Below are 17434 nucleotides of genomic sequence, written 5' to 3'. Positions count from 1 at the left end.
TCAGCCGCCGATGTTCTTCATCACCGTCGTCGCCTGCTCGTGATCGCTCTTGAACATGCGGGTGAGGAACTCGCACATCTCCATTTCCATCGCCATCTTCATCTGGGCCTCCAGGAACGGACGCATCTCCGCTGGAGCCTGGGCGAGCATGTCCCGCTCGGCACGGGACTCGAGACGAAAGCCCGTCTGCACCTCGACTGGAATACCCGGCATGCTCATGCGTGAACCCTCCGCCCAGGGCATTGTCTTATCGCATCAGCGCGCCAGAAGTTGCTCCGGAATTCCAGGAAGTGCCCTCCACCACGGCGAAGGCGGCCCCCTTGCCCTCCGCGGGCAGCAGCTCCAGCCGGGCCCCGAAGGCGCGCAACATGGACTGGGCGATGGTCAGCCCGAGCCCCGTGCCCCCCCGCTCCCGGGCCGTCGTGAAGAAGGCGTCGAAGACGCGGGCCCGGTTGGCCTCGGAGATGCCCCGGCCGTCGTCGCGCACCACCACCCGGCCCCCCTCGCTCCCCCCTTCCGCCTCCAGCCGCACGCGCACCCCCTCGCCTCCGTGCTGGGCCGCGTTGGTGATGAGCTGCCAGAGGAGATCCTCCAGCACCTCGGCGGGCAGGTTCAGGACGACTCCCGGAGGCAGGGGGCCCACCTCCACCGTGAGCCCCTCGGCCCGGCCCCGGGCGGCGAGCGCCTCGAGCACGGGGGCGACGGGCGTGCGCGAGGGCCGGGCCACGAGGGAGTCCGCACGCGCGAGCTCCAGCAGCCGCTGCACCAGCCGGGTGAGGCGCCGGGCGTCGGCGTCGATGTTGGAGAGGAAGCGCTCGCGCTGGGCGGCGGACATGCCCTCGGCGCTGTCGCGCAACAGCTCCACCGCGCCCTGGATGGCGGCCAGCGGCGTCTTGAACTCGTGCGACACGTTGGCCGCGAAGGAGCGGATGTACTGGTTGCGATCCCGGAGCGCGGTGGCCATGCCCGCGAGGGACTCGGACAGCTCGGCGAGCTCGCGCACCACCGGGTGGGAGATGGGCGCGAAGCCCTCGGGAGCGCCGGTGGCGATGTCGCGCGTCTGTCGCACGAGGGCCCGGACGGGACGGACCACCAGCGCCGCGCCGGCCAGGGACATGAGCGTCACCACCCCCAGGAGCACCAGCCCGATGGCGGTGAGGTTCCAGCGGTCCGCGTAGACGGCCTTGGCGAGCGTCATCGGCGTGCGCGAGAGCACCACCGCGCCCCAGATGCGCTCCCCCTCCCGCACGGGCAGCACCACCAACACCCGCACGACGTTGTCCCGGCTCGCGGAGGCCAGGGGCGCGTCGCCGGAGAAGGACAGGCGCATCCGCAGCACCGCGCGGTACTCCCCCCGCAGGGCCTCCTGAACCTCCTGCCGGCCGATGAGGGTGGCGCCCAGATCCGACTCCGAGGCAGAGCTGGCGACGACCACCCCCTGGAGGTCCACCACGCGGATGCCCGCCAGGGTGGAGCGGTTCACCTCCTGGAGCAGCGCGGAGAGGGGCTCGGCGGCCTCGCGGGCACGAGGCTCGGCGGGGAGGATGGACCGGGGCGGGGGGGCCTCCACGGGGGGCAGCACCTCGTCCGAGGCCCGGAGGGATGGAAAGATGGGCCGCAGCGAGGAGCCCGCGATGGGCACGGACGGACCGGGCGACAAGGCCATCAACCCGTAGCCGGGCTCCACGCGCTCGCGCAGCCGGGAGCGGTACAGCTCCGCGACGACGACGCCCTGGGTGATGAGCTCGGACTCCGTCTGGCGGATGAGCTGATCATCGTAGACGCGCACGACCACCAGGCCGAGCAGCGCGAGCACGAAGGCGCCCAGGCCCACCGCCGCGAACACCAGCCACAGGCGCGGGCGGGAGCGCCCGCCGTCAGGGGATCGCGAGCCGATAGCCAAGGCCGTGCACCGTCTGGATGACCTCGCCCCCGGCGTCGGCGAACTTGCGCCGGATGTGCCGCACGTGGCTGTCGATGGTCCGATCACTCACCACCACGTCCTCGTAGACGCGGGTCATCAGCTCGTCGCGGGTGAACGCCTTGCCGGGGGCGCGCAGGAGCGCGGCGAGCAGGTGGAACTCGGTGACGGTGAGCACCACCTCGTGCTCGTTCCACCAGGCGCGCCACAAGTCCACGTCCAGGCGCAGGGGGCCGCGCCGCAGCACCGGCGAGGGGGCCGCGGGCGGCGGGCTCGCGAGGGCGCGGGAGCGCCGCAGCACGGCCTTCACCCGCGCCACCAGCTCCCGGGGGCTGAAGGGCTTGGTGAGGTAGTCGTCGCCGCCCAGCTCCAGACCGAGGATGCGGTCCACCTCGTCATCGCGCGAGGAGAGGAAGACGATGGGGCAGTCGTGGGCGCGGCGCACCTCGCGGCACATCTCCAGGCCGTCCATCTCCGGCATCATGATGTCCAGGACGATGAGCGCGGGCACCGAGCGGCGCACGAACTCCAGACCCTCGCGGCCGTCGCGGGCCTGCTCGATGTGGAAGCCCGCCTGCGTGAGGGCGAAGCCCACCACCTCGCGCAGGTGCGGATCATCGTCGACCACCAGGATGGTGGTGCGCTCCGTCATGGCTTCTTCTCGCTCGTGGGTGGTGGAACCCCCTCGGGCCCGAGCTGCTCGATCTGGTAGCCGTGGGGATAGGTGGGATGGGGGGCCTGGGTGGTGAGGTGGGGCCGCTTGCGCTCGGGCATGAGGCGCAGCAGCCGGGCGCGGGTCTTCATGGCCCCCATCACCACTTGTCGCAACCAGGACGGGGGTTCGGGGAAACCGAAGGCCCGCAGGAGCGGGGAATCCATCAGCGCATGCACCGCGGGAGCGCCGTAGCCGTGCAACTGCTTGGGCAGGAACCAGCCGAGGAACAGGTCGCGGGTGGCCTCGCCCACGCGGCGGCTCTCCTCGGTGTAGCGGAAGTGCTCGCGCTCGTACTGGAGGTTGAAGCGCTGGAACTCCTCGAGGGTGGCGGGGATGCCGTGGATGTTCATCCGCCGCCCCACCTGCTTGAAGAAGTGGAAACCGGCGAGCCGCTCGTGGTCCGTGTAGGGCCGCCAGCCGAAGCGCTCCATCCACCGGATGGGCTCCAGGACGAAGGTGGAGAGGACGTAGAGGTAGTCGTCGTTGGAGATGTCGAAGCGGTGGTGGAGCTGGTTCATGCGCCGGATGGCGCGGCGGCCCCGGTCGCTGTCGTAGCCGGACTCGAGGAACTCGGCGATGAGCAGATCCGTGTCGTCGTAGCGCTTCTGGGTGCGGCGGGTGAACTCGCCCGTGGAGTCGAGCAACTTGCCGATGCTCGGCACGGCGTAGGTGCGGAACAGGGCGAACTCCAGCGCCTTGCGGCTGTCCCAGACGAAGTCATGGGACCAGCTCAGGAAGAGGATCCGGTGATCATCCTTCTCCGGGTCGAGCCGTTGGATCTGATCGAGGATGGTGCGTTGGAGGAGCATGGGGACGGGCCTGGGCCCGAGCCTACCATCCGAACACGTCAGAACTCCTCCCGGGCCTGGGCCAGGGTGAACTCCGCGTGGGTGGGAAGGACCGGCCCCTTCCTCTCCACCAGCCAGGCGGGGGCTCCATTGGGCAGGTAGAAGTCCTCCTCGAAGGGCGACAGCCCCAGGTGACGCAGGTACTCCTTGAGCATGTCGAACGTGAACCGGTCCTTCACCCGGCGAGCCTGGTACTGCTCCACCTTCTCGAAGGGAAAGGGCTCGCCGGACTGGTCGAAGACCCAGTGGCCCCCGTCATTGGACGCGCTGACGACTCGCACGTAGTTGAGCCACTCCGTCCGATGCGGGCCGTACACCTCGAGCATCACGGCACCAAAGCGGCCCTTGTCCTTCCGAATGGTGTTGGGCACGGCGACCACACGCAGGCCCCGGCAGCCCAGTGTTTGGGCCATATAGGACATGGCGCTCGAAGCATCGGTGCCCCCCCACCCGTTCTCGAGATACGCCGTCCAGGGGCTGCGTGTCGGCAGGAAGAGTTGCCGTTGCACCTCTGGAGTGGTGATGGGCAGCAGCGCGGAGAGGGCCTGCTCCAGGGAACCTGATACCGGACGCACCTCCACGGCAATGCCGCGGGGCGCTTGCAGTTTTGCATGCCACGCCGCGAAGGCGCGCGCGGCGTGCTCCGCATCGGTCTCCAGAAAACCCAGTTCCGAAGTGAGAGGCGCCCAGCGGTCCTCCAGCAGCAGTCCCTTCATGTTCTCGGTCATCAGGTAAGCCTCGCCCATCAGGGCGCAATGAGGAGGATGATCTCCGCGTTGGGATCGTTGGAGGCGGTGCGCAACTGGTGGCCAGGGCCACGAGCCGACATGGGCGTGTCATACTCCACCTGATAGCGGCGGCCGTTATAGTCGAACTGAAGGTCCGGTCGATTGACTCCAACGCGCTGGGCATTGCGTGCCGTAATCTGCTGCTGGTTCACCCGGATATTCGTGGCACCCATCTTTCGCAAGTACTCAATGTCCGCCTGGAGTTGTGCGTTCTGGCTCGGGCTGGGGCCGATGGGACGGTTCAGCTTACGCAACCTGGGCACCGTCGGGCTGATCGCGACATCCTGTGGTAGGCGCGGGCCCGGAGCCATTGGCGGCGTCGGGTTGTTGCCAGCGAGCGCCTGGACCAATCCCCGAGATGGCGCGGGTGCGCCCGTCACCGTCGTAGGAGCGGGCACCGCTGACGCGGAAGCGGTGTCTGTCGCGGGTGCGGTGGCTCGCGTCACCGGTGTTCGCGACGCCGGAGCCTCTCCCTCGAGTACCTCCTTCCGCGCGGTCGGACGGAGGGCGGGTCCCGAGGCCATCCGCACCACGCGCGAGAAGGCTCCCTGCAGAACCCTGGTCCCCGTCAGGGTCAGCAACATCACCTTGAGTTCACGCTGGACTGTTTCGCCCAGGTGCTCACGAACCTCGAGCATCAACCGGGCAATGCGGGGAGTCGTGGCCGGAGAAAAGAGGGTGGGCACGATGAGCGCCCCTCCCGCTCCACGGTAGTAGGCGTACCTCGCTTGCCCAGACTTGGAGGCACTGGCCGCCATGTCCGTCAGGGCCGTGTCCCGGTCCGGATAGATGGACGGATTCAGCGGCTCCGTGCTCGTGAGTCCCAGATCGACATGAGAGTCCGGAACCAGCACGGGCAGCGGCAACCCCTCGCAGTACAGAAGGTACCCGCCCACCGTGAGACCAAAGCCCACGGCCGTCACACGGAGATCAACGAAGTCTCGATGCGCTCGTGGGTTGGCTGCTTCCGTGGAGAGCCGGGGCAGTTGCACGCCTCTTTGGCGCAACTCCTCTGCTCGTTGGGGCGTGGGCAACTCGAAGTCGACGTCGACAGCGTGTTGCCCGACCCTCGCCCCACTCTGCCCATACCATGGAGCGCCTCCCATGAAGGGTTGCGCGGCACATCCCGTGAGAAACAGCAGGAGCACCAGCCCGTTCAACCGATGGGCGCTCCGCATTCTGGAATGACCAGTGTTCACAAGAGGCATGAAGACCTTCCCGTTCGCTCATGCCGCGCAGGTGAAGTGCACGCCCTTGATCCAGCCGAGCGTGCCGAGGATCCGGTGATCATCCTTCTCCGGGTCCGAGCCGTTGGATCTGATCGAGGATGGTGCGTTGGAAGAGCATGGGGACGGGCCTGGGCCCGAGCCTACCATCCGAACACGTCAGAACTCCTCCCGGGCCTGGGCCAGGGTGAACTCCGCGTGGGTGGGAAGGACCGGCCCCTTCCTCTGCGGGCCATACATCGTGAGCATCACGGCACCAAAACGGCCCTTGTCCTTCCGAATGGTGTTGGGCACGGCGACCACACGCAGGCCCCGGCAGCCCAGGGTCCGGGCCATGTAGCGCATGGCGCTCGAAGCGTCGGTCCCCCCCCACCCGTTCTCGAGATACGCCGTCCAGGGGCTGCGTGTCGGCAGGAAGAGTTGCCGTTGCACCTCTGGGGTGGTGATGGGTAGCAGCGTGGAGAGGGCCTGCTCCAGGGAACCTGATACCGCACGCACCTCCACGGTGATGCCGCGCGGCGCGAGCAGCCCCGTATGCCACGCCGCGAAGGCGCGCGCGGCGTGCTCCGCACCGGTCTCCAGGAAGCCCATCTCCGACGTGAGAGGCGCCCAGCGATCATCCAGCAGCAGTCCGTTCATGTGTTCGCTCATGCCGCGCAGGTGAAGTGCACGCCCTCGATCCAACCGAGCGCGCCGAGGGTGGCGCGGATCTCATCGCGGATGCCGCGCACGCCCACCGCCGCGATGAGGTGCGTGTCCTCCGGTGACGCTCCCAGGGACTCGGGCCGGTCCACGGGAATCCCGTGGATGCGCGTGCCCACCTTGCGCGGGTGCACGTCGATGAAGCGCGTCACCCGGGCACCCTCGGCGAGCAGGAAGCGCGTGAGCATGAGCCCTCCCGGACCCGTGCCCCACACCGTCAGCGGACGCCCCGCCACCTCGCGGCTGCGCGCCAGGTAGCGTGCCTTCACCCAGATGAAGCGCTTGTGCGCGTACCTCGGATCCGTGCGCGTCAGCCGCTCCGCGCTGTCCCTCCAGCGGAACAGCACCTCGGGCAGGTTGTACATCCCATGGCCCCGATCGATGAGCCTCAGCCACAGCTCGTAGTCCTCCGGGAAGTCCCCGTGCGCCCACCCTCCCGCGGCCACCACCGCCTCCCGCCGCAGGCACACCGAGGGATGGCAGATGGGACTCTCCACGAAGCGCTCGCGGTGTAACCGCTCGGCCGAGGTGAGCCCGTTGAGCCACGCCGCGTAGTCCCTCATCGAGGGACTCACCGGCTGATCCTCGCGGAAGAGCTCCACACCGGTGCCCACGCCGCCCAGGCGAGGATCCGCATCCAGGGCCGCGACACTCGCCTCCAGACGCCGGGGCAGCGACTCGTCATCCGCGTCCATGCGCGCCACGTAGGGCGAGGCCGCCCGCGCGAGCGCGAGATTGAGCGCCGCCACCAGTCCGTGCCCTCCCCCGTCCAGCACCTCCACCCGGGCGTCGCGCGCCGCCAGCGCCTCGAGCACCCCGCGCGTCCCGTCCGTCGAGCCGTCGTCCACCGCCAGCACCTGGATGTTCCTCAGCGTGCCGTCGAGGAGACTCGTCACCGCGCGGGCCACGGTGCGCTCGGCGTTTCGGGCGGGCAGCAGGACGGTGACGACCGGAGGTGGCATCACACGCGGATAGACCATGTTCGCGCACCGTGAAAAAGGCAGGACACGGGAGACGCCTCCATCGGCCGCGACGCCCTGAGTCAGGGGGTGTAGAGCGTCACGCCGAGTCCCGGACGGACCGTCGCCAGGGCGAAGGTGTCGGCCTCCGGGACCGCGGCGAGGTTGAGCAGGAGGCTCGCATTCACCGAGAGCCGGGGGAGGACCCAGTACTCCAATCCTCCTCCCGCCGAGACGGCCACGCTGATGAGTCCGGTGCTGCCGGCCGTCACACTGGTGAACCCCAGGCCGGTCGTGAAGTAGGGCCGCAACGCGGCGTCCGGGCTGTCGCCATAGAGGTTCACCCCCACGCCCAATCCCAGACCGGACACCGTCGCTTGCTCCGCCGCGCCGATGGAGAAGCCCGCCTCCAGGTTGAGCCCCACCCAGTCCGAGACGAAATAGCGCACGCCCACCGTCGAGAGGGAACCCGTGCCCGTCCCGGTCACCGAGCCGACCAGGGAGCCATGGAGACCCAGTGCACCCTTGTGCGGACCGTTTCCCTGGACGGGCGCGGAGGGAGACACGGGAGCGGTAGGTGCCGGGGGGGCCTCCGGTGCGGCGGGCGCCGCGGGCTCCATGGGTGGATGTTCGGGGGGCGCGGGAGGCTGGGGTGCCTCGGGGACGGGTGGCGCCGGAGCCTCGGGAGGCGTGGGGGGAGCGGGCTGCTCGGGAGGCACCTCCGAAGCAGTCGCCTCCGGTGAAGCGGGAGCCAGGGCTCCCTGACGCTCGCGTTTGAGTTCCGCGAGGCGCTCCGAGGCGGTCTTGGCCCGGGGGGCCGTCGCGCAACCCGTGACGAGCAGGACGAGGGAAAGCAGCAGTGGACGCAAGGAGATCATCCTCCGAAGGAAGGGCGTGCGCGCCCATACCATTCGGCGGCCGCGTCCGGCGAGGGGTGTCAACGCGTCGCGTGCGCGTACACCTGGCGGGAAAGCTCCACGATGAGCGAGCGCGCCACCGCCTCGTCGGGGATGCCGCGGGTGAGCACCACGAGGACGTAGGCGGGCTGGCCCGGGGGGTAGACGATGGCGGCGTCGTGGAGGATGCCGGAGATCTGCCCGGTCTTGTGCGCCACGGGCGTGCCCGGTGGGAGTCCGGCGGGGATCTCCCGGTTGAGCTCCTGGGCCAGGAGGATGGAGCGCATGGCGCGGGTGGAGGCCGGAGAGGCCGCCCTGCCCCGCTCGAGGGCGGACAACAGCGAGGCGAGATCCCGCGCCGTCGCGGTGTTGTTCAGGCCCTGGGCATAGGCCTTGCCGTCCTCCACGCCTCGAAGGACGGTCATCCGCCGGGCTCCCAGGGCGCGCAGGGTCTTCGTCACGCGCCGGGCGTCCACCCGGGAGAGGACCAGGTTGGTGGCCAGGTTGCTCGAGCGGGTGATCATCCGCTCCACCAGCTCACGCAGCGGCACGGACTGTCCGAGCCGCTCATGGAGGGCGGCGTCCTCGTCGTCCTTCGCGTCGAGCACATAGGGCGAGCCATCCACGATGGAGGCGAACTCGCGGGTGAGCGTCACGGGCTCCTCCAGGGACAGGGTGCCGGCGTCCACCTGGCGGAAGACCTCGAGCATCACTGGCACCTTCATGGTGCTGGCGGCGTGGAAGGAGCGATCCGCCTCCAGGTAGAGGGCGTCCGGGGAACCCCCGAGGCGTTGGTAGGCGACCGCCACGGACGCGCCCTTCACCTGGGAGATGCGCTCCTGGAGGGACTCCCGGAGGGAGGACGGGGCGGGCGTCGTGGCGAGGAGGACGAGAATCGGGAGGGCGAACATGGGGGGCTCCTGGGCGGGGACACGCCGACGGGCACAGCTCCGGCGTTCCGCTCCCATGGGGCCAATATATGGAACGAACTTCCTGATCTTCAGGGCGTGAACAGCTCCGCCGCCGCGAGTTGAATATCGCCATCGACGATATGTCCTCCCGCGATGAGGAGCTTGCCGTCGGGCAGCAGCACCGCCGCGAGGTTCTGGCGAGCGATGAGCATGGGGGCGGCGAGGCGCCAGGTACCTGTGGCCGGGTCGTACACCTCCGCCGTCACCTGGGACGCTTCGATGCCGCCAAATCCTCCCACGACGAGCACCTTGCCGTCGGGCAGCCGCGTCGCCGTGTGGGTGAAGTGCGCTTCGGCCATGGAGCCGGTGGCGCTCCAGGTGCCAGTGGCCGGGTCATACACCTCCGCGGTCGGGAGGTTGCGGCCCCCCACGACGAGCACCTTGCCGTCGGACAGCGGCGTCGCCGTGTGGCCTTCGCGGGATGAGGCCATGGATCCGGTGGCGCTCCAGGTGCCCGTGGCCGGGTCATACACCTCCGCTGTCGCGAGAAAGCTTGTACCGCTCCATCCCCCGGCGACGAGGACCTTGCCGTCGGGCAGCAGCGTCGCCGTGTGATCGTAGCGAGGTGAGGCCATGGAGCCGGTAGCGCTCCAAGTGCCCGTGGCCGGGTCATACAGCTCCGTGGTCGAGCGGTTGCTGCCCCCCACGACGAGCACCTTGCCGTCGGGCAGCGGCGTCGCCGTGTGGTGGGTGCGCTCGTCCGCCATGGAGCCAGTCGCGGTCCAGGCGCCCGTGGCCGGGTCATACACCTCCGCCGTCTCGACCCCGCCGATCGTTCCTTCCATCGCGTCGAGACCGGTTCCCCCCACGACGAGCACCTTGCCGTCGGGCAGCAGCGTCGTCGTGTGGTAGGCGCGCTCGCCGGCCATGGAACCGGTCAGGCTCCAGGTGCCCGTGGCCGGGTCGTACACCTCCGCCGTCTTGTAGGAGTAGGCATCCAGCTCGAATTCCTCGAGCACTCCCCCGCTGACGAGGACCTTGCCGTCGGGCAGCACCGTCGCCCTGTGGGCGCGGCGGGGTTGGACCATGGAGCCCGTCCGGGCCCAACTGCCCACGGGGGGAGGATAGGCCGGCAGCCCCGTCACCGCGAAGCTCCGGGTCGCGGTCCGGTAGAAGGCGTTGATGACGGTGACGGTGATGGACGGGGGCGTGCTGGCGCTGACACAGGAAGGGGCGGTCCAGGTGACGCGGCTGCGGAAGGCGTCGTGGCTCGGCGGGTCCAGCGCACCTGTCGAGGCCTCCCAGTTGAAGGAGAGGGCAGAGCCCTGCGGATCGCTGGCAACCACTTCATAGGTGAGCACCTGGCCCGGGGAGGCGGAGTCCGAGGAGCGGTAGGTGCGGAGGATGTCGGGAGGGAACTGGTGGGAAGGAGGCGTGTTGCTGATGCACAGGGCGACGGTGCCGGTGTTCAGCCCGCCGTGTCCGTCTGAAACCGCGACAGTCAGGCGGCAGTTGTTGCAGGCGCCGGCGGGCAGGAGTGAGGGGGTGAATCGAGCGGAGTGGGAGGAGGCGTTGGTCCAGGAGCCGGCGCAGGAGGCGCTCCATGAATAGGAAAGGCTGTCGCCATCCGGGTCGGAGGCGGAGACGGAGACAGAGGTCGTCTGCCCGACGGGAAGCCGCGTGGGCGAGGCCGTGAGGGAGGCCACCCGAGGTGAGCTGTTGAAGGCGATGGAAAGTTGAGCCTCTCCCGCTCCGCCGTGGAAGGAGACCTGGATGGCGAGGACAACGCGAGCGGACAGGCCACGTGAGTCCGTCACGGTGAGGGTGAGGGTCTGAATGCCGGTGGAGGCAGGCGCCGTCCACGAAGTGGAGGACTCGGAGGGAGAAGAGAAGGAGCCCGCGGTGGCCGTCCAGTCATGGGAGAGGGTGTCGCCCGGGTTGGGATCATGGGCCGAGGCCACCAGGGAAAGAGAGCCGCCGACGGGCACGGAGATGGCGGAGGCCTCCAGGAAGTCAATGAGCGGGGCCTCATTGTCGAAGGCGGGAGGAGGATTGACTTCCTGGAGGGTGATGGCGACGAGGGTCGTCTGGTTTTCAGAGAGGGTGACGCCGGAAGCGGCGCCCTGGAAGAGCAGGATGCCCGAAGCGTCGAAGGCCCGTGCCTGGAAGGAGCGATGGGCGCCCGCGGGGATGTTGCCGAGGGTACCGCCCCAGATGCCCTGGGTGGGTGCCAGCTCCAAGGTCACGGAGGGAATGTCCGAGGCGCTGGAAGTGACGGAGACGCGGGCGATCTCTGAGGAGAGGGCTTGGGGCACGGAGACGGCGAACCGTGCCGAGCCGGTTTCGGAGGAAGAGGCCGAGCAGCCCGCCAGCAGCGCCACGGTGAGCGCCAACATCCATGGAATGAATGCCCTTTTCATGAACCCCCCGCGCGACTTGAAGACGCGGCAATGGAGCAGGAAGGAAGGGGGGTTGGCCATCCGTCCAGATGGCCTGTGCGCCGTCTCTTACTGATCAGACCTGCTGGTATCGCCCTCAGCGCTGCCTGTCGCCGCGCCTGGCTCCGTGCGGCTCGCGCTCGAACCACGCCTGAAGCAGATCCACGAACACGCGCGTCTTGGGCACGAGTGCACCACCGACGGGAAAGACGGCATGCACCTCGAGCCCAGGCGGTGTCGACTCTCGCAGGATGGCCACGAGCTGCTTCTTCGCGAGATACGGCTCCACGACCGAGGACGGAGCGCGGACGATCCCCATCCCAGCGGCCGCGGCCCGCGCCGCGAGCGCCAGGTCGGACACGACCAGGCGGGGGCGCAACGTGACTCGCTTGGGCCTTCCCGCGACGACGAAGGTCCAGTCCATCGGCGCATCGCCCTTGGGAACCGCGATCGTGTCGTGCGCCGCGACCTCCTCTGGCGACTTCGGCTCGGGTCTCCGCGCGAGATAGTGCGGGCTGGCGTAGTAACCCCCGTCGGCGACGCCGAGCCTTCGCGCGATGAGTGACGAATCCTCGAGCGCGCCCGCCCACACGGCGAGGTCGAAGCCCTCGCGGACGAGATCACCTCGATGCTCCGACACGTGGAGCTCGACACGCACCCGCGCATGCCTGGCGAGGTAGGCCGCCACCACGCTGTCCATCACCAGGGCCGCCAGCGCCGCCGAGGTCGTGACACGCAAGACGCCGCGCGGCTCGGCCTTCGCGGAGAGGACCACGGCCTCGGCGTCGCGCACCGAGGCGAGTGCGCGCGACGCATGCTCGAAATAGGCGCGGCCCTCGTCGGTCAGTCGCAGCGAGCGCGTGGTCCGCACGAGCAGCGGCACGCCGAGGCGCGCCTCGAGCTCCTGGACGCGCTTGCTGAGCGTCGCCTTCCTTCCCCGCGTCGCCCGCGCGGCGGCGCTGAATCCCTGGGCCTCGACTACCGCGACGAAGGCCCGGAGCTCCTCGAGCGCATGGTCTGATTGGTACGGCATGCGTTCCAGTGTGTCTCTCCCCGGGGGAATTGTCCATGTCCGCCCTGGATGCGAAAGATGACCGCATCTACCTCGCGGCACCGCAAGGACGTGGCCATGACACAGAGAACCTGGTTCATCACGGGCGTGGGCAGTGGTTTCGGCCGCCACATGACGGAGCAACTCCTGGCGCGCGGCGACCGCGTCGCGGGCACCGTTCGCGAGCTGGACGCGATGGACGACCTCCAGGCGCGCCACGGTGATCGCCTCTGGCTCGCGCACCTCGACGTCACCGATACGCCGGCCATCAAGCAGGTGGTGAACCGGGCGTTCGCCGAACTCGGGCGAGTGGACGTGGTCGTCAACAACGCCGGCTACGGCCTCTTCGGCGCCGCCGAGGCGTTCACGGACGAGCAGATCGTCCACCAGCTCAACACCAACCTGCTCGGCTCGATCCAGGTCATTCGCGCCGCCACTCCGCACCTGCGCGCGCAAGGGGGTGGGCGAATCCTCCAGATCTCCACGTACGGCGGACAGGCGGCCGGCGCCGGGGGGTCGCTCTACCACGCGAGCAAGTGGGGCATCGAGGGCTTCGTCGAGTCGATGATGCAGGAGCTCGCGCCGTTCAACATCGGCGTCACGATCGTCGAGCCGGGCGGCGCACGAACGAAGTTCCGATTCGGGAGCGCGAAGGTCGGCGCGAAGATGGCCGTCTACGAGGGCACGCCCGTGGGCAGGGTCCACGCGCTCCTCGAGGACACGTCGCACCTGCCCAAGGGCGACGCCGCCAGGATGGCCCAGCTCATGATCGCGAGTGTCGATCAGCATCCCGCGCCCAAGCGCCTGGTGCTCGGCGGTGACGCGTACGCGGCGCTCGTGAAGGCACTCAGGGAGCGCCTGGCGGACATCGAGCCCCAGAAGGACTTCGCGGCCTCCACCGACCTCGCGTGAAGGCGCATGAGCCGAGCCTCTTCAGCCGTCAGTCCACACGACAGGCCACAAGGTGGCCGGGCACGGCTATCATCCGGGGTCAGGATCCAGGATCGACGAGGCGACACGCATGGAGAAGAGCTGGCTCGAGTACTACCCCCCGGGCGTTCCAACCGAGATCGATGGCACGCGCTACGCCTCGCTCGCCCACCTCATGGACGAGTCGTTCCGCATGTACGCCGATCGCCCCGCGTTCGAGTGCATGGGCCAGTCCATCACCTACCGCGAGCTCGATGCCCTGTCGCGCCAGGTGGCGGCGTGGTTGCAGGCCCGGGGGCTCGCGCGTGGCTCGGCCGTGGCCATCATGATGCCCAACCTGACGCAGTACCCGGTGTGTGTCGCCGCCATCCTGCGCGCGGGCTGCACCGTGGTGAACGTCAACCCGCTCTACACCCCGCGCGAGCTGGAGTACCAGCTCAAGGACAGCGGGGCCGTGGCCCTCTTCCTCCTGGAGACCTTCGCCCCCACCCTCCAGAAGATCCTGGGCAACACCGCCTTGAGGCACGTGGTGACGGTGGCCGCGGGCGCGCCGGGCACCGCCTCTCCCCTGCCCCAGGCGGTCCCGTTCGAGCGCGTGCTGGCCGAGGGCCAGACGCTCCCGCTCGCCCCCATCACCGTGTCGCCCGACGACATCGCCTTCCTCCAATACACGGGGGGCACCACCGGCGTGGTCAAGGGCGCCATGCTGCTGCACCGCAACCTGGTCGCCAGCATGCTGCAGACCGAGGCCTGGCTTCAGCCCGTCCTGCGCAAGCGCCAGGGCCAACCCCTCACCTTCGTCTGCGTGCTGCCGCTCTACCACATCTACGCGCTCAACAATTGCGCGCTGCTGGGCATGCACGTGGGCGCGATGAACATCCTCATCCCCAACCCGCGAGACATCACCGGCATCATCCAGACCCTGTCCCATCGGCCCATCCATGCCCTGCCGGGGGTCAACACCTTCTTCAACGCGCTCGTCCACCACCCCGATCTCGGCAAGCTCGACCTCTCCCAAATGCTGATCGCCACCTGCGGTGGCGCGGCGGCGCAGCGGGTCGTCGCGCAGAAGTGGTTCTCCCTGACCGGCGTGCCGCTCCTCGAGAGCTACGGCCTGACGGAGGCCTCCCCCGGGGTGACCTGCAACCCGCTCACCGACACGGAATACTCCGGCGGCATCGGTCTGCCCCTGCCCTCCACCGAGGTCTCCCTGCGCGATGACGAGGGAAAGGAGGTGCCGCTCGGAGAGCCCGGGGAGCTGTGCATCCGCGGCCCCCAGGTGATGGCCGGCTACTGGAACCGCCCGGAGGAGACGGCCCGGGTCATGACGCCCGATGGCTTCCTCAAATCCGGCGACATCGCCGTCCAGGACGAGCGCGGCTTCCTGCGCATCGTGGACCGCAAGAAGGACATGATCCTCGTGTCGGGCTTCAACGTCTACCCCAACGAGGTGGAGGGCGTGGTCGCCGCGCACCCCGGTGTCCTGGAGGTGGCGGCCGTGGGCGTGCCCGACGCGCACTCGGGCGAGGCGGTGAAGCTCTTCGTGGTGAAGAAGGACCCGGCCCTCACCGAGGCCCAGGTGATCGACTTCTGCCGCGAGCAGCTCACCGGCTACAAGCGGCCCAAGTCCATCGAGTTCCGCGCGGAGCTTCCCAAGAGCAACGTGGGGAAGATCCTCCGCCGGGAGCTGCGGCCCCCGACGAGCTGACTCATCTCGTGGCGTCCAACTGCTGGAGCCGCGCGGCGAACTGAGAGAAGAACGCCGCGTGCACACGGTCCAACCCCAGCAACTGGGCCTCGGAACCGAAATACTCGCCCTGCCAGAGCAGCGTGGCCTTCCCCTCGGGCGCCTCGATGGAGACCGTGGCGCTCGCCGCCAGGGGATGGCCCTGAAGCGAGGCGTACCGCAGCTGCTTCGGGGGGGAGAACTCCATCAGGCGGTAGTGCAGCACGGCGCCCGTGGGCTCCATGCGCTCGGCGAGCACGGTGCCCTCCCTCAAGGGGGCGTTCAAGGCGCGTATCCAGGAGATGTCGTTCGCCCACAGGACGCCCTCGTGCGAGTCCGTCAGGGTGCGCGTGAACTCCGTCCAGAGCACCTCGGGCGGCAGCTGCGTGGGGAACGTCTTGGTGAAACGCCGCACGCTGGAGCCAGGCGCGGTCGGCTGCAACGGAAGCGAGGTCGGGTCGAGGAGGGTCTCCGTCATGGTGGACACCACCCTAGCCGATTACCTGAGGTAGCGCGGCGCGACCTTGCCCGACATCGTCGCCTTCATGAACTCGACGCGCGCCGCCTCCAATGCCTGCCAGGTCCGCACGTCGAGCACGGACGGCACGGTCACGCCCTCCCCCGCATCGAGCCCGGCGAGTGCGGCGTCCACGAGCTGTTCCGCGGTGAGATAGGCCTCGTTCGGAAAGACCGAGTCGCTCATGCCTTGGGACGAGAAGAACTCGGTGCGGATCGGCCCGGGCATGACGAGTTGAATCTGGATCGGCTTGTCCGCGTACTCCATCTGCAAGGACCGGGTGAAGTTCAGCACATAGGCCTTCGAAGCGCTGTAGGCGGCGCCACCCGCCGACGGCGAATGCGCCACGACCGAGCCGATATTCACCAGAACGCCCGCGTTGCGCTCGCGGAAGGCCGACAGCGCCGCGTGCGAGAGGCGCGTGAGGGCGGTGATGTTCAACTTGATGACGCGATCAAGCTGATCGGCGGTCATATTGGCGCTTCTGCCCAGACCTCCCGCGCCGGCGTTGTTGACGAGGAAGGTGACGTCATCGGACGCGACGCGCGCCTCGACGTTGGACAGATCCGAAGGACTCTCGAGATCCGCGACGACCGTCTCCACGTCTACCTGGTGCGCGCGAGACAATTCATCCTTGAGGCTGGCGAGGCGGTCAGGCCGACGCGCGACCAGCAAGAGCGAGTAGCCGCGCGCCGCCAGCCGCGCGGCATACGTGGCACCAATACCCGAAGAAGCTCCGGTGACAACTGCCAGGCCTTTTTCCTTGCCCATGATCATGATTCCTCGCGGTGAGGCGCGGAGAGGGACGTCCGTCCCTCCACTCCGCGCGATTGTTTCTTCACATCAGCAACTCAGCGACCTGCCTCAAGCATGGGTCCTGGGTGAGGGCTTGTTCTCCGCGATCCACCGCTTCTCGTCTTCCGTTCCCGGGCGTGGCGGTCGAAGGCCCTGGATCGTCCAGAGTTCGAAGGGCGTCTCGTCGACGTGGAACTCCCAATCGAAGCCTCGGTCCTTGATGAAGGGATCGAGGGCGGCATCGACCCTGGCGAGAAATCTCGCCCTGGCCTCATCTGAATTCAGCGTGCGAGCAATATGATCCGCATGAATCCTGACGAAGTTCTTCGTCGGCTCTCCGCCAATATAAAACGAGTCCGCCGCGATCTCCTGGAAGATCACACCGACATAGAACCTTGGCAGGACTGGCGAATAGATCTCCGTGATCCTCTTGGAGAGCGCCTGCTTGTCCTCGCCGGTGAATGCACCCACCGGGTGATAGATTTTCCACAATGGCATTTCCGTCTCCCTGACATGAAGGCCAGCGCGTCCCGGCGCGAGGACCTTGATTGAACCTCGTGCCGGGCAGCTCCACCGCGGCGCGCGTTCATATTACGCTCATAATATGAGCGTCCGGTCTCGTGTCAAGCGAGACGCATGGCGCCCCTGCCCCTTCAGCGCTGCTTCTCTCGCGCGGACGCTACCTGCCAGACGAGGCGCCGCGCGCGGCTCCGGCCGGCTCCACCCCCTGCCGCACGGCCGGCGGCGAGGCCGAGACCGCCCCCACGTAGAAGAAGCCCTGGTAGCCTTGGTCGTTGCGTCCGTTGAACAGCTGGACGAAGGAGCGGTCGCCCTGGTCCTGGCCCCGGGCGGACTTCTCCCCGCACTCCAGCTTCTGCTCCGGGCCCAGGGCGCAGCTCCACGCCGTGCCGCCATGGCGAATGCCCTCGAAAACGGAAGAGGCTGGGTGACGCCAACCGCCGCGCCAACGGCCGCGGCATGGCTTGATATGTGTTTGCCGCACCTCGCCGG

General features: G+C 68.7%; 18 protein-coding genes. 2 read left to right on the top strand and 16 right to left on the bottom strand.

The features are described from left to right. The 12 genes from D187_RS33035 to D187_RS32980 form a co-directional block, all read right to left on the bottom strand. Complete coding sequence (locus tag D187_RS33035; protein ID WP_002630523.1) at positions 1–219, bottom strand: hypothetical protein; 219 nt, start codon at positions 217–219, stop codon at positions 1–3. Positions 220–247: 28 nt separating this feature from the next. Next, a complete protein-coding gene (locus D187_RS58915; protein WP_051256652.1) occupies positions 248–1903 on the bottom strand; it encodes a sensor histidine kinase in 1656 nt (551 codons plus the stop codon). Continuing rightward, positions 1878–2573: a response regulator transcription factor gene (locus tag D187_RS33025; RefSeq protein WP_002630521.1), complete on the bottom strand. Its 696-nt coding sequence runs from the start codon at positions 2571–2573 to the stop codon at positions 1878–1880. Before D187_RS33025 ends, D187_RS58915 begins: the two co-directional genes overlap by 26 nt. After that, a complete protein-coding gene (locus D187_RS33020; protein ID WP_002630520.1) occupies positions 2570–3445 on the bottom strand; it encodes an oxygenase MpaB family protein in 876 nt (291 codons plus the stop codon). Before D187_RS33020 ends, D187_RS33025 begins: the two co-directional genes overlap by 4 nt. A 38-nt stretch (positions 3446–3483) precedes the next feature. Continuing rightward, the gene (locus D187_RS33015; RefSeq protein ID WP_002630519.1) at positions 3484–4212 is read right to left on the bottom strand and encodes a hypothetical protein; all 729 of its coding nucleotides are present in this window, start codon (positions 4210–4212) and stop codon (positions 3484–3486) included. 17 nt (positions 4213–4229) lie between these two features. After that, complete coding sequence (locus tag D187_RS57225) at positions 4230–5264, bottom strand: P-loop NTPase family protein (protein WP_211241598.1); 1035 nt, start codon at positions 5262–5264, stop codon at positions 4230–4232. Between the two features lie 393 nt (positions 5265–5657). Continuing rightward, positions 5658–6137 (bottom strand): hypothetical protein, encoded by a 480-nt coding sequence (locus tag D187_RS33005; RefSeq protein ID WP_002630517.1) that lies wholly within the window; start codon positions 6135–6137, stop codon positions 5658–5660. An 8-nt stretch (positions 6138–6145) separates the two neighbouring features. Continuing rightward, positions 6146–7180 (bottom strand): glycosyltransferase family 2 protein, encoded by a 1035-nt coding sequence (locus D187_RS33000; protein ID WP_245591882.1) that lies wholly within the window; start codon positions 7178–7180, stop codon positions 6146–6148. A 62-nt stretch (positions 7181–7242) separates the two neighbouring features. Beyond that, the gene (locus D187_RS55650) at positions 7243–8028 is read right to left on the bottom strand and encodes an outer membrane beta-barrel protein (RefSeq protein ID WP_155893764.1); all 786 of its coding nucleotides are present in this window, start codon (positions 8026–8028) and stop codon (positions 7243–7245) included. Positions 8029–8096: 68 nt separating this feature from the next. After that, complete coding sequence (locus D187_RS32990; protein WP_002630514.1) at positions 8097–8966, bottom strand: serine hydrolase; 870 nt, start codon at positions 8964–8966, stop codon at positions 8097–8099. Between the two features lie 89 nt (positions 8967–9055). Beyond that, a complete protein-coding gene (locus D187_RS32985; RefSeq protein ID WP_043432681.1) occupies positions 9056–11386 on the bottom strand; it encodes a Kelch repeat-containing protein in 2331 nt (776 codons plus the stop codon). Positions 11387–11501: 115 nt separating this feature from the next. Next, positions 11502–12437, bottom strand: a complete 936-nt coding sequence (locus D187_RS32980) for a LysR family transcriptional regulator (RefSeq protein ID WP_002630512.1) — start codon at positions 12435–12437, stop codon at positions 11502–11504. Positions 12438–12494: 57 nt separating this feature from the next. On the opposite strand from D187_RS32980, the gene D187_RS32975 reads away from it, so the two are divergent. Then, entirely contained in the window at positions 12495–13367 is an 873-nt protein-coding gene (locus tag D187_RS32975) for an SDR family oxidoreductase (RefSeq protein ID WP_002630511.1), read from the top strand. 109 nt (positions 13368–13476) lie between these two features. Further along, positions 13477–15093, top strand: a complete 1617-nt coding sequence (locus D187_RS32970) for a long-chain-fatty-acid--CoA ligase (protein WP_002630510.1) — start codon at positions 13477–13479, stop codon at positions 15091–15093. Between the two features lies 1 nt (position 15094). On the opposite strand, the gene D187_RS32965 is transcribed toward D187_RS32970, so the two are convergent. The 4 genes from D187_RS32965 to D187_RS32950 form a co-directional block, all read right to left on the bottom strand. Beyond that, a complete protein-coding gene (locus tag D187_RS32965) occupies positions 15095–15589 on the bottom strand; it encodes a hypothetical protein (RefSeq protein WP_155893763.1) in 495 nt (164 codons plus the stop codon). A 21-nt stretch (positions 15590–15610) separates the two neighbouring features. Continuing rightward, positions 15611–16405, bottom strand: a complete 795-nt coding sequence (locus tag D187_RS32960) for an SDR family NAD(P)-dependent oxidoreductase (RefSeq protein ID WP_043432624.1) — start codon at positions 16403–16405, stop codon at positions 15611–15613. Positions 16406–16492: 87 nt separating this feature from the next. Beyond that, positions 16493–16921: a tautomerase family protein gene (locus tag D187_RS32955; RefSeq protein WP_002630507.1), complete on the bottom strand. Its 429-nt coding sequence runs from the start codon at positions 16919–16921 to the stop codon at positions 16493–16495. A gap of 181 nt (positions 16922–17102) precedes the next feature. Beyond that, a complete protein-coding gene (locus D187_RS32950) occupies positions 17103–17426 on the bottom strand; it encodes a hypothetical protein (protein WP_211241597.1) in 324 nt (107 codons plus the stop codon). Between the last annotated feature and the right edge of the window lie 8 nt (positions 17427–17434).

The sequence above is a fragment of the Cystobacter fuscus DSM 2262 genome (genome assembly GCF_000335475.2).
In the GTDB taxonomy this organism is placed as follows: Bacteria; Myxococcota; Myxococcia; order Myxococcales; family Myxococcaceae; genus Cystobacter; species Cystobacter fuscus.
This window is presented reverse-complemented; position numbering and strand designations above follow the sequence as displayed.

Bases quoted from the DNA above. Each gene is read 5' to 3' on its own strand.
- D187_RS33035 (WP_002630523.1), bottom strand. From the start codon at position 219: ATGAGCATGCCGGGTATTCCAGTCGAGGTGCAGACGGGCTTTCGTCTC.
- D187_RS33025 (WP_002630521.1), bottom strand. From the start codon at position 2,573: ATGACGGAGCGCACCACCATCCTGGTGGTCGACGATGATCCGCACCTG.
- D187_RS33020 (WP_002630520.1), bottom strand. From the start codon at position 3,445: ATGCTCCTCCAACGCACCATCCTCGATCAGATCCAACGGCTCGACCCG.
- D187_RS33015 (WP_002630519.1), bottom strand. From the start codon at position 4,212: ATGACCGAGAACATGAAGGGACTGCTGCTGGAGGACCGCTGGGCGCCT.
- D187_RS33005 (WP_002630517.1), bottom strand. From the start codon at position 6,137: ATGAACGGACTGCTGCTGGATGATCGCTGGGCGCCTCTCACGTCGGAG.
- D187_RS33000 (WP_245591882.1), bottom strand. From the start codon at position 7,180: ATGGTCTATCCGCGTGTGATGCCACCTCCGGTCGTCACCGTCCTGCTG.
- D187_RS32990 (WP_002630514.1), bottom strand. From the start codon at position 8,966: ATGTTCGCCCTCCCGATTCTCGTCCTCCTCGCCACGACGCCCGCCCCG.
- D187_RS32985 (WP_043432681.1), bottom strand. From the start codon at position 11,386: ATGAAAAGGGCATTCATTCCATGGATGTTGGCGCTCACCGTGGCGCTG.
- D187_RS32980 (WP_002630512.1), bottom strand. From the start codon at position 12,437: ATGCCGTACCAATCAGACCATGCGCTCGAGGAGCTCCGGGCCTTCGTC.
- D187_RS32975 (WP_002630511.1), top strand. From the start codon at position 12,495: ATGACCGCATCTACCTCGCGGCACCGCAAGGACGTGGCCATGACACAG.
- D187_RS32970 (WP_002630510.1), top strand. From the start codon at position 13,477: ATGGAGAAGAGCTGGCTCGAGTACTACCCCCCGGGCGTTCCAACCGAG.
- D187_RS32965 (WP_155893763.1), bottom strand. From the start codon at position 15,589: ATGACGGAGACCCTCCTCGACCCGACCTCGCTTCCGTTGCAGCCGACC.
- D187_RS32960 (WP_043432624.1), bottom strand. From the start codon at position 16,405: ATGATCATGGGCAAGGAAAAAGGCCTGGCAGTTGTCACCGGAGCTTCT.
- D187_RS32955 (WP_002630507.1), bottom strand. From the start codon at position 16,921: ATGCCATTGTGGAAAATCTATCACCCGGTGGGTGCATTCACCGGCGAG.